At 43.4% G+C, this 12,374-nt stretch carries 9 protein-coding genes; 1 reads left to right on the forward strand and 8 read right to left on the reverse strand.

Annotated features, from left to right (window positions below; translation table 11 throughout):
- Positions 1-2: 2 nt before the first annotated feature.
- The 6 genes from ACHZBG_RS15285 to ACHZBG_RS15310 form a co-directional block, all read right to left on the reverse strand.
- Positions 3-1,079 carry a 3-deoxy-7-phosphoheptulonate synthase gene (locus ACHZBG_RS15285; protein ID WP_320130330.1) on the reverse strand — a complete coding sequence of 359 codons (1,077 nt, stop codon included), beginning with the start codon at positions 1,077-1,079 and terminating at the stop codon, positions 3-5.
- A 48-nt stretch (positions 1,080-1,127) separates the two neighbouring features.
- Positions 1,128-2,939, reverse strand: a complete 1,812-nt coding sequence (locus ACHZBG_RS15290) for an AMP-binding protein (protein WP_320130331.1) — start codon at positions 2,937-2,939, stop codon at positions 1,128-1,130.
- Positions 2,936-3,709: an MBL fold metallo-hydrolase gene (locus ACHZBG_RS15295; RefSeq protein WP_320130332.1), complete on the reverse strand. Its 774-nt coding sequence runs from the start codon at positions 3,707-3,709 to the stop codon at positions 2,936-2,938. Before ACHZBG_RS15295 ends, ACHZBG_RS15290 begins: the two co-directional genes overlap by 4 nt.
- Positions 3,709-4,044, reverse strand: coding sequence for an ArsC/Spx/MgsR family protein (locus ACHZBG_RS15300; RefSeq protein WP_320130333.1), 336 nt, complete (start codon positions 4,042-4,044; stop codon positions 3,709-3,711). The genes ACHZBG_RS15295 and ACHZBG_RS15300 overlap by 1 nt, the downstream gene beginning before the upstream one ends.
- 125 nt (positions 4,045-4,169) lie before the next feature.
- Entirely contained in the window at positions 4,170-6,089 is a 1,920-nt protein-coding gene (locus tag ACHZBG_RS15305; RefSeq protein ID WP_320130334.1) for a long-chain fatty acid--CoA ligase, read from the reverse strand.
- Positions 6,090-6,236: 147 nt separating this feature from the next.
- The gene (locus ACHZBG_RS15310) at positions 6,237-9,302 is read right to left on the reverse strand and encodes a PAS domain S-box protein (RefSeq protein WP_320130335.1); all 3,066 of its coding nucleotides are present in this window, start codon (positions 9,300-9,302) and stop codon (positions 6,237-6,239) included.
- 544 nt (positions 9,303-9,846) lie between these two features.
- On the opposite strand from ACHZBG_RS15310, the gene asnS reads away from it, so the two are divergent.
- Positions 9,847-11,235, forward strand: coding sequence for an asparagine--tRNA ligase (gene asnS, locus ACHZBG_RS15315; RefSeq protein ID WP_320130336.1), 1,389 nt, complete (start codon positions 9,847-9,849; stop codon positions 11,233-11,235).
- A gap of 38 nt (positions 11,236-11,273) precedes the next feature.
- Here the strand turns inward: asnS and ACHZBG_RS15320 are convergent, their stop codons facing one another.
- Both ACHZBG_RS15320 and ACHZBG_RS15325 read right to left on the reverse strand, forming a co-directional pair.
- Positions 11,274-11,852: a helix-turn-helix transcriptional regulator gene (locus tag ACHZBG_RS15320; protein WP_320130337.1), complete on the reverse strand. Its 579-nt coding sequence runs from the start codon at positions 11,850-11,852 to the stop codon at positions 11,274-11,276.
- 25 nt (positions 11,853-11,877) lie between these two features.
- Positions 11,878-12,351: a DUF188 domain-containing protein gene (locus tag ACHZBG_RS15325; RefSeq protein WP_320130338.1), complete on the reverse strand. Its 474-nt coding sequence runs from the start codon at positions 12,349-12,351 to the stop codon at positions 11,878-11,880.
- Positions 12,352-12,374: the final 23 nt, after the last annotated feature.

Consider the following 12,374-nt stretch of genomic DNA (forward strand, 5'->3'; position numbering starts at 1 on the left):
TCCTATAACGGCATGGAATGATTGTCATTCAAACGGGCATTCTGAAGCATATTGCAGGAATGCATCAATACTCGCTCAGTTTCATCCCATCCCAGACAAGCATCTGTTATAGAGACTCCATACTTGAGATCAGAGAGATCCGCAGGAATTTTTTGGCTCCCGCACACAAGATTACTCTCAAGCATAAACCCCTTTATTGATTTTTCACCCCAGCATACTTGATCAATAACCGAGCGTAACACTCGTTTTTGTCGATCAAAGTTTTTTCGTGAATTGGCATGACTGCAATCAATTATTATTGCGGGATTCAACTCAGCCTTTATCATCATATTCCGGGCATTCTCTACATCGTCTTCATAGTAGTTCGGGCTATTATCCCCTCCACGAAGAATCAAATGACAACAATCATTGCCAGTAGTACGAAAAATGGTGCTGGCGCCCTTTCTATCCATTCCAATAAAAGAAGCAGGCGCATAGGCGCATTGGATTGCATTGATAGCATTGCTCAAATCGCCACTGGTACTGTTCTTGAAGCCAACGGCTACGCTTAAGCCACTGGCAAGGTTTCTATGAATTTGGCTCTCTGTTGTCCTAGCTCCAATAGAGGACCAACTCATCAGTTCGTCGATATACTGGGGAATGATCGGGTCAAGGACCTCACAACCAACAGGCATACCCATTGAAACAATATCCAGAAGCAAGGAACGGGCAATGGCAATGCCACTGCCAATATCATAGGAACCGTCCATCTTTGGATCGAGAATCAAGCCCTTCCAACCAAGAATAGTCCTGGGTTTCTCGAAATAGGTACGCATGACGATATACATCTCGTCTTTTACCTTGTCGGCAAGATCTTTCAATCTATGCGCATATTCAATGGCAGCCTTTGTATCGTGAATGGAACAGGGACCAACAATAGCCAGTAGGCGATGATCCTTTCCCTTGATAATATCATTGACTGTCTGGCGTGAAATATTGATTGAGTTTGCAGTCGCCTCATCTACCGGAAATTGTTTGATGAGCTCATCTGGAGTTGCCAGCGATTCCGTTTTCTTGATTCTGATATCAACATTAGACATAGTATTCCCTTTTCGATGGTATAGCATAACGGAAAAGAAGGCTCAACCCTATTTCTTGTCCTTTGTTGAATCATTGTTCTTCCTTGAATACAGGAATCTCTTTATTTTTTGTGTAGGGGTTCGCTGGAACGGTTCTTCCTGAAGTTCCACAGAACTGATCCTGCTGAAAGCACTAAGCTCCTTGTTTACCTCATCCCGAAGCCTCGACAAGTATTTCATTGCCTCTGAGCGTGCATCATTGACATTCAAGGCCATTTTTTTTGCATAGGAATCAATGTCTATCTTGACCAAGGCAAGCAAGCCCCCTTCCTCAGGAACTACCAGCGATTCAGTGACAAAACCCTGATTATTGAGGACGGCCTCGATATTCTCCGGGTAGATATTCTCTCCACCAGAGCCCAAAATTACTGTCTTGGTACGTCCCTTGATTGACAGCCGATTTTTTTTATCCAGATAACCAAGGTCACCTGTCTTGAAATAGCCATCAGATGTAAAACATTCTTCATTGAGCGCTGGATTATTATAATACCCAAGCATGACATTGGGACCCTTGACAAGAATTTCCCCAACACCCGTAACAGGATCTTTTTCCTCCAGCTTAACCTGAACATGTTCAACCAGTTCCCCGATCATCCCGATTTTATGTTTTGCGACACTGCTACCGGCTATCAAGGGAGCTGTTTCTGTCAAACCATACCCAATGCCATAGGGAAAACGAGCTTCGTAGAGAAATTTTTCAACTTCACCGTCAAGGGGCGCTCCACCGATACCAAAAAACTTCAATTTACCGCCAAAAGTCAATTCCAGTTTCCTTCCGATAATCCTTGAAATAAATCTTCGGGAAAAATTCCACTTCAACCAAGTCTGCAATTTTTTATTATCCCTGAATACCGGCAAGACAGCACTTCGATAGACCTTTTCTATGAGGAGAGGCACAGTCATTACAATGGTCGGCCTGATTGTTTTCAGGGCAGGGAGCAAAATACTCGTTGCAGGGGCTTTTCCCAGATAAAATATTTCCAGACCATTGAGCAACTGGAGAATTTGTCCTGTGGTGAATTCATAAACATGGCTGATTGGCAAAATAGAAAGTGATTTGTTCCCTGGCCTAAATTTAACATAGACATCAGAGCAAATATCTGCATTCCAAACAAGATTTTTATGGGTAAGCATGACACCCTTGCTATTTCCAGTTGTTCCACTGGTATAGATAATGGACGCCAAATCATCTTCTTCTGGAATTCTTTCCTCTCGTTTCTCCAGAATCTTCTTATTCAATTTGAGTCGGGTCAGATCACGGCCTGGGGCTGCTGCAAACTGGGTACGATCCTGCAATTGGGAACTGAGTGGGTCAGGAACATGGAACAAGTCTTCCATTCTTACCAAGAATTGCGGATTCTCCTTTACAAAAGGAAGAACCTTCTCGAAATGTTTGACATTTACGACAATGCCTTTGGCCCCACTCTGCTTAAGGATGGAACAGACTTCCTTACCCGAGAAATCAGGCAAGATGGGAACAGCAACACAACCAACACCTGTTATACCGAAATAGGCTACCATCCACATTGGACAACTTTCGCCTAAAATAGCAATCTTATCACCTTTGGCAAATCCATTTTCGACCAAAAAAAGACCAATGCTATTCTTCATCGTTTGTATTTGCGAATAGGTGATCTTGCTTTCGTCATCCCCATAGATACGCAGTGCCACCCGCTTTGAATAGCGACTTGCGCAACAATCGACAACGGCATTCATCGTGTACGCATTTACTGCTTTCATCTTCAAACCATCGGTTCTTTTCAGTTTCTTGATTTTCCGAAGGGACCATTTCATTTCCTTGGCTTTTTTTTCTTTGCTCATAATTGCTCCAAATCTCCCCCGTAGGACTTGCCTTTCTCACAAACGGTAAAAGGAACAGTCAAATTCTGCCCAGCAGCTTGCTCAAGTTTTGAGGGATTGTTATTAGTATCGGATAAATGAATAAAATATACATGTTTACCATGGAACCCACTGGTTTGCAGGAAAGCCAGGGCCTGGTCATTCGAAAGATGGCCGGAATTCCCACTGATTCGTTTTTTCAAGAAATACGGATAGGGGCCCTTGAGGAGCATTTGCTCATCATAGTTTGCCTCAAGGAATAAGATATCTGCAACCTCGGCCAGCTTGCACTGGTCTTCGGAAAAACATCCCGTATCGGTAAGAACCATTACCTTGCTATTTTCCAATCCAATGGTCCACCCCACCGAGCCTGCACTATCGTGACTGGTAGAAAAACAACCAAGCGTAAAAGGCCCCATCGAAAAAGAACTTCCAGGATATACGGTTTTCAAGCAATCCTGAGGAATGGAAAGTTTCTCCATTACTTGCAATTCTTTTTGCTGTGCCTCTTCTGGGATATATACGGGAACTCCCAGCTTGCGGGCAAGGGTTCCGACACCCTTGGCATGATCAGGATGCAGATGGGTAACGCAAACCCCTGCAACCGATGAAAGAGCAATTCCAAAAGAAGAAAGGCGTCTCCCCAATTCCACTACACTGTATCCTTGGTCAATGAGAATCGAAGTGCTGCCATCGGTCAAGACATAACTATTTCCGCTGGAGCCACTGCCCAGAACCGCATATCGCAACATCAGGTGTTTCCCCAGGCAAGAAGGGAATCAATTGAATACCCAACCGAAACCTTGCCTTTATTTCGAAGAATTGGAGTCTTGAGCAACTGGGGGTGTTCCTTCAGTTCCTCAATACTATCAAACTCACGAAAGGAATACCCATTCTTTATATAATAAACAGAATCAGTATCAAGCAATTCTTGGGCAGGCAGTGCCGCAAACAAGGCCTTCCATTCCCCCTCTGACAAATCCCTCTGGGATAAATCGACAAATTGGAAGGGAATGGAACGTTCCTTGCAAGCCCGTAGGACTTTGGCAGTATCTTTGCATTTTTTCGTTCCGATTATCTGTAACATACATGGCCCCTATGCCTATCTTGTTCTGTAATTGTATAGGACATAGGGGAAAATAGCAATATTCTTGACAAAAACCTAGACATATGTCGAATATAAAACCTGCTAGTTAAATATTACTAGAAACTTCAGCTTGCAAACAGTCCATCAATCTCATTCTTATAAAGCCTGTTTATTTCAAATCGCTTCAATTCCTGCTTTGCACTGAGCTCCCGACCTATTTCGAAGGATTTATTGATAATCGTAAAACGAGAAATATGCTCATAATTCTTGAAACCATATTTTGCGCTTATGATTTCATGTATTCGTTCTGCAATGAGATCGTGCACTTCTTTCATTACTGACAAACTATCCACCAGATACGGTATCTGATGCTCTGTAAGATATTCCTCAACCAGCTTCCGATTAAGAACGACCAAGGCACCAAGATATTTTTTATCTTGTCCAACCACCACTGCCATCTCAATCATTTCGCATTCGCATAATTTTGCTTCGATAGGAACGGGTTCCAGATTTTCTCCCCCTGAAAGAACAATGGTATCCTTGGCACGACCGGCAAGGGAAAACTGACCATCATGGGTCCAGATTCCCAGATCCCCGGTAGACAACCAACCATCGGATGACAAGACTGCCGCAGTCAGGTCGGGACGTTTGAAATATCCCTTCATGACCTGCTTTCCCCTAACCATCAGCAAACCTTTTTCCCCGGGAGATACCATTCGGCCCTGCTCATCCACTAGCTTTACTTCGGTATTTCCCAAAGGAGAAACAGTTCTCTTGATGGAGTGGTCAAAATGTCTCACTGCAATTACCGGGGCTGCTTCTGTCAATCCATAGCCATCAAGGAGTTTCACCCCTATGGAGGAAAAGAATCTATCAACACCCTCACTAAGTGATCCGCCTCCACTCACCCCGGCCAGAAAATTCTTGCCGAGTTTTTCCTGTATCTTTGAGTAGACGAGATGATCACCCAACTTGTACAAGGGATATAACAGCATGGTAGGCAGAAAAGACCTGATGACATCAAGGAAACGATAATGCTTTTTGAAAGTAGCAACCTCTCCGAGCAGGAGATCCTTATTCCTATCATACGTATCCGCCACAGCCAGGAAAAATTTGAAGAGGGTCTTGGCCACGGGACTCTTATTCTTTGTACTGGCAAAGACACCTGCTTTCACCGCTTCCCAAATTCTGGGTACAGAACCCATCCAATGGGGATTTACCGCTTGAAGATCAGCAAGCAAAACAGAACCCAGGGGCTTGGAATAGGCTATGCTCGAGGCTTGACTCACAATGGTATATTGAAGAATCCTTTCAAATGAATGCCAGACAGGCAATACACTGAGCCATCTTTGTCCAGGTGCAAATTTGGTTATTATCTTGGGAAGCTCTTCCAGTTGGAATGTAAAGTTCTCATGAGTAAGAACAACCCCCTTGGGATCACCGGTAGTACCGCTGGTGAAAATAATGGTAGCAACTTCATCTGAGGTCCCTTTTTTTCGTTCCTCATCGATTTTCTTGCTTTCCAGGGGACTGTCCATCAAAAGGCGTCCTTCCTCAAGCAAGGAATAGAATAGAAAAACTTCCACATCAGGAGGAAGTGACATATTTGCAAGGCTCTCAGAGGAAAATTCTTTATCCAGGACAATAAGATACTTCAGCATCGGCAAGCTGTCCTTGAGATTGAGAACTTTTCGCAGCTGAACCGCATTCTCGACAAAACAATATACAGCTTCCGTGATTGAAAGAATAAAACTGAGTTCATAGGGCATGGCATCACGTCCACGTGGGACATCTACGGCCCCCAAGGTAAGCAAGGCAAGATCGGTTATCAACCATTCCTTTCGATTATCACTGATAAGCCCTATCAAATCCTTGCGTCGTATTCCATGACTTGAAAGCGAGGCAGCAAAGGCATTTACATCTGCAAATAGCTGAGAATACGAGGTGCTTTGAAAAACTCCTTGACTGTCCTTGACTAACTGTGCAGAGAAAGCAGGATACGTGGTTGCTATGGTCTCAAGCATCCTGGGAATCGTTGTATACATAGTATAAGTACCTCCATTCGGGGTTACTTATATATTTAACACATTTTCATAAATTGTCAATCTGTCAATATAAATAATATGAATAACACCTGCTCATTACCGGTGAGGAGTATTCAGTTTTCTCAAAAATCGTTCACTTTTTATTGATCAGGTCCCAAGCAAATAGGCAATGAATATTTCCACTACTTGCGGATCAAATTGAGTTCCTGCACATCGCTGCATCTCTACGATTGCCTCGTCTCTATCCAAACCATTTTTATAGGTCCGTTTGGTAGTCATGGCATCAAAGGAATCCGCAACAGAAATGATCCTTGCCTCAAGAGGAATCTCATTCTTGGCAAGTCCCCGGGGATACCCTCCACCATCCCATCGTTCATGATGGGCCAGAATAAAATCCGCCACCTCGGAATATTCTTGTGTCGAAAGCAATATTCGATACCCGATTTCCGGGTGTTTTTTCATTTTTTCCCATTCAAGATCATTCAAGGCTTGAGGTTTGTTCAAGATTACTTCCGATACCCCAATCTTGCCGATGTCGTGCATAAGTCCGGCAATTTGCATCCGATTGACTCTTTCATCGCTAAAGTTCATTTTCTTGGCAATAACCTTGCAAAGTTCACCGACTCTTTGGGAATGAGCCATCTCACGTTTGCTCTTTTCGAATAATGCACTCGTAATAAGGCCGATTGACTTGCTACGGAAACTCAAGCTTTCATACAACTTATGTTTGTACATATCAGATTCAGCATCCTGGTAAATCTTCCGTAAATTCTGGGAGGCGTCCAACTTGCAACCAATTCCGATGGAAATCGATAAAGCCATATTCCGGTAGCGGCTCTCTGCAGTCAATTTTTTGATCCGATTCATGAGCTCTTCCGCTTCAGATTTCTGAACTCCTGGAAGCAATAAAACAAACTCGTCTCCACCGACCCGAATTGGAATTCCCATATCAGGACACTCCTGTTTCAAGATGGTCGAGATTTTCATTAGCAGTTCATCTCCAGCCTTGTATCCAAAGGCATCATTCATAAGCTTCAATCCATTGATATCAGCCATGAGCAGGGAAACAGGAACTTGCCCTTCCCTATCAATTCTATCAATGCAATCATCAAAATATCTTCGGTTATAGAGTCCAGATAAATGATCGTGATAGCTCAAGAAAAGAATCTCTTCGTTCTTTTTTCTTTTTTCGGTAACATCGCGAAACACCAAAACTACGCCGATTACCTTACCATCCTCACGCACAATGGGAGCGGCACTATCCTCAATAGGCCAATTAATACCACTCTTGGAAATGAGAATGGTATGATTGGCAATTTCCTGGATCTTTCGGGAGGAAATCACCTTTTTCACAATATTATCCGAGGGAAGATCAGTCAATTCATTTCGACAACTGAATACTTGCTGAAAAGGTTTTCCAGACGCTTCTTCTTGCGACCATCCAGTCAGCTCTTCCGCTACTTTATTCATATATACGATTGCTCCATATAAATCAGTGGAGATTATTCCATCACCTACAGAAAGCAATGTTGTCTTGAGAAGATTTCGCTCATCCTTGAGGGCAAGCTCCAGACCAATCCTTTCAGTACTATCGACACCAACACTTATCAGGATCTTTCTTCCATCCTGCATTTTTCCAAGTGCAGTAGAATAAAAATCCCATTCCAAGGATTTTCCTTCCTTGGTCCTAATCGAAAAACATCCATTATATTGTCGTTCCTCAAGCGAATAGAGATTTTGGATAAGCTTGCCAACCTGTGTTGCACCGTCTCCATAGGCCTTTTGCGTCCAGGCAGAAATCGTAGGAATCTCTTGTTTGGAATAGCCTGTCAATTCCAGCCAGGCACGGCTTATACCCAGCACTTCACCATCTTCGGCATGCAACAGAATAGGTACAGGGGCTTCTTCAATGGCTTTTCTGAATTGTTGCTCGCTCTGCTTGAGGGCTTCTTCTTTTTTCTTATTTTCAGTGAGGTCAATTCCAATTCCTACAAAATAGTTATTTCCTTCGGTTGAAAAAGGAACACCACTTGAACGAACCCAAACTTTACTGCCATCCTTTCGTCTCAGAGGAGCCTCAACTACACCTGATCCAGTCGCAAATACTTTTTTTACTGCAACAAGCACTCGCTGTAAATCCTCATTCTCAAACCAATCTTCCATTGTTTTGCCAAACAATTCATCCGATGAATATCCTGTCATTTCCTCATGAGCTTTATTCCATCGTATCAACTGGCTTTTTTCATTATATACATAGAGATATCCTGGAAGACTCTCAAAAAGGGCCTTTGAGAAATTCAATTCTTTTTGCAACAGTCTCCATGACGTATTCTGGGCAATTGCCAAACCAAATTGTCTTGCATGTATCTCTGAAATCTGGTGTTTCTTGAATCGTTTTTCCATGGGCATGAAATGGATGAAGAATCCCAATATTTTTGAGGAGGTCCCAATGCTGACAAAAACGACATCTCCTATTCCAAGTTCCTTTTCGACTTGTTTCAGTAGAGCCGTAAGAGCCCTATCTTTATAGAATTCAGAAATGGAGGAATAAACCCTGGTCATTCCAGTCTCCAATATCAGGGGATGCTGGACCCCAAAGTCCTTTATGTCCTTGATAATATCGATGCCAAATTTCTTTTCTATCTGTGCAAAAATCATATTGTCTTCGGATATAGCTTGCCTGAGATACTCCTGTCCATTTTCGTCAAACAGGTAAAGGATAGAATACTTGGCATCGACCAAATTCTTGAGACTTTCAGTCTCCAATCGGTAAGCAATGTCACCTTCGGTCTCTGAAAGCCACCGGTCAGCAAGAATCACCAATTTCTTCAAATCCGATAAAAGGGATACTTCATTCTGCATCTCACTGAGACGAACAATGAAATAGCCTTTTTCCAGGGAATAAGCTTTTACACTGAATAGACGGTGAAGGTTTTCGGAATATTGCTGGAATTCAATCGAACCACCATGCAGGGCAAGCTCTCCATACCTTTTCACCCAATCAAACGAATCGTTTTTTATCCCTGGCGATACCTCTTTTACGCTTCTCCCAATGATGTCAGAAATCGACAACCCTGTATAATTTTCAAAAGCGGGGTTCGCTTCAAGGAAAATGTAATCGACAGGAATGCCCAAATCGTCATAAACAACCTTTTGATAGGCATATCCAAGCGGGGAATCCTCAATCATATGTTTATAAAAATCTTCCATCATTGAAGTTCCTCCCTATCCGCTGGACCTAGTCAAATCAGATCAATCATCATCTTAAAGATAGTGCTGCACCATAAGGCCTGCAGGTATCCCATTTCTATAAAAACAGTTATCTGTCAAGTATCATATGTACACCTAGAGCCTATGGAACCATGTGGTTCCACCATTATCTTTGCACGTAACAGTATTTTTATAAAGCAAAACCATAAATGGGGCAAAATCAGCGAGGCAGGGAAAGCTCCCGCTTCTCTCAATAAAAAGAAAAGCATGAGAACTGGGCATTAGTCAAGGTCATCAGTCAGGCATAACAATATGCTGAGGTATAGACAATGGAGGACTATCTTTACACCGCTTGTTTCTTTTTATACAGAAAAAGAAATTTTATGCAAGTTACGGGAATACTGCCTGAATAGAGCTCCAACAGAACATACAAAGAAAAATATCAACATCTTTCACCTAATAGGAAATCCTTTAAACAAAATGAATATTGACTAGGACAGGAGAAAGGACCCATAATACTTGAATAATTTTTTAAGGAGCATTTCCTATGAACGAACGGATTTCAGCTTTACTCAAGAGAAAGCCGGGGCCGGAAATTATTACGGCAGAAGGCTGGGTACGTACAAAACGTGACAGTAAAACCGTCTGCTTCCTTGAGCTGAACGATGGTTCGTGTCTCAAAGGTTTGCAGGTAGTCATTGACAAGGCAACCCTTAATAACGATGCCCTGCTCTCTTCCATTACGACAGGAGCTTCTGTCCTCTGCAAAGGACCGATTGTTGCCAGTGCAGGAGGCAATCAGGATGTCGAGCTAGCCAGTACCGACATTAATCTGATGGGTGAATGCCCGGCAGACACCTATCCTCTTCAGAAAAAGCGCCATAGTGTTGAATATTTACGAGAAATAGCACACCTCAGACCCAGAACGAATATGTTTGGGGCAATAGCCAGGGTCCGCAACACCATGGCCTTTGCAGTCCATCAGTATTTTCAGGATAATGGGTTTGTCTATGTAAACACCCCGCTTATCTCGGCAAGCGATTGCGAGGGAGCCGGGGAACAGTTTCAGGTAACGACCCTCGATTTTGACAAGGTTCCCAGAACAGAAGAGGGCCTGGTGGATTATTCCCAGGATTTCTTCGGAAAAAGGTCTTTCCTGACCGTCAGCGGACAGCTTGAAGGCGAGACCTATGCAATGGCCTTGAAAAACATCTACACTTTTGGACCTACTTTTCGGGCAGAGAATTCCAATACAAAACGCCATCTATCTGAATTCTGGATGGTTGAGCCCGAAATGGCTTTTTGTGACATTGAAGGGAATATGGAAGTCGCGGAATCTTTCCTCAAATACCTGTTCAAGTCGGTATTGGAAAAATGTCCTGAAGACATGGCCTTTTTCTCAAAATTCGTGGAAGAAGGTGTAGACAAAACTCTCAGGCATGTCGTAGATACTCCCTTTGCCCATTTGACATATACTGAAGCTGTGAAAATCCTTGAAAAGTATAATGACAAGTTTGATTATTCAGTTTCCTGGGGCAGTGACCTACAAAGCGAGCATGAGAAATTCCTCACGGAAGTAGTCTGCAAGAGCCCTGTCATCGTTACTGATTATCCCAAGGAGATCAAGGCTTTCTACATGAAGCTCAATGAGGACGGGAAAACGGTTAGGGGCATGGATGTGCTGGTACCTCGTCTTGGAGAAATAATCGGGGGATCAGAACGAGAGGCGAATATTGATGTCTTGACAACCAGGATGAAAGAACTCGACCTGAACCCTCAGGACTACTGGTGGTATCTTGACTTGAGACGGTTCGGTTCGGTCCCCCACGCAGGGTTTGGCCTTGGCTTCGAGAGGGCTGTCCAATATGTTACGGGAATGGGAAACATCCGTGATGTCATTCCCTATCCAAGGGCTCCCAAACTGGCTGATTTCTAGAGTTTCCCAAAATGCAAAAATACGGGCGGTGAATTATTTCACCGCTCATTTTTTGTATAGGGGTACTCAAATTCTCTCACAATCGCCCATACAGCCAATTGGCTGGTAGTATGCACTCCTGTCTTGAGAAACAGGTTTTTCTTATGGGCAGCAACCGTTGAAAGCTTTATCCCCAGCCTTTCTGCAATCTGTTGGTTGTCCTGCCCTGAAATAATCAGGTTTACCACTTCCCTTTCCCGTTTGGTCAGCGTATAGCTTTCTATTTCAAAGTTGGTCTTCCTCAGCAACCTGAGAATCAAGATAGATAAATCCTCGTCCTCTTCTTCTTCCTGAATCACAAAAAAATTTTGGGACTCCAGGGCCTTCAAGACAGAAATGTTCTGGAGGGAAGAAAATACAAGGACAGGCAACGAGCATTGCGAACGTATCTTATTTTTCAATCTGAGCATGGCTGGCAAAGAGGAGCCCCTTCCAAGAACCAATTGGGCTTTTCCCCCTATTATTGGATCACCAAGTCGTTCCGGGGTACAGGAGAGCCAAGGCAAGGAACCTACTCTTTTGAGTAGGAAAGATTTATCCCTTTCATTTTCATAAAGAAGCAAGGCGTATTTTTTCATTACCCCAAAAGAGAAAAACGTATCCCTATTGCTTCACGGTAAGGATATGGAGCATGGAATTGAGAGCATCAGAGAAAGCTTTGACCTCCCGAGGTCCCATTGGCTTGTTTTTCTGTGAAAACACACCCATCTCCCTGAACTCGGTCATCATGTTTCGAACGGAAAGCCTATTGGCCATGTTCTGTTTGTCATAAATTCCACCCCGATCATCAATTACAGGGATATCCTTTGCCACCAGTCTGGCCGCAAGGGGGATATCATGGGTAACCGCAAGACAGGGAAGTTCTGCATTCTCGACAATCCAGTTATCCGCACTGTCCATGCCAGAAGCAACAACGATACTTTCAATCTTGCTTTGCAGGGAACGTAGGGCAAGGACATCGGAGACTCCCTCAGCCTTGGCTTGTTTGCGAAGCTGGGAAGTATGTTCCTGCTTGGCCAACTGAACATCCTTGAGAGGTCGATCCGAGACAAAAAGAGCCCTGTAGTTATTTTTCATACTACACCTAAGTAAAATGATCC

Origin of the sequence: uncultured Sphaerochaeta sp., from assembly GCF_963676625.2 — a bacterium.
Lineage (GTDB): Bacteria > Spirochaetota > Spirochaetia > Sphaerochaetales > Sphaerochaetaceae > Sphaerochaeta.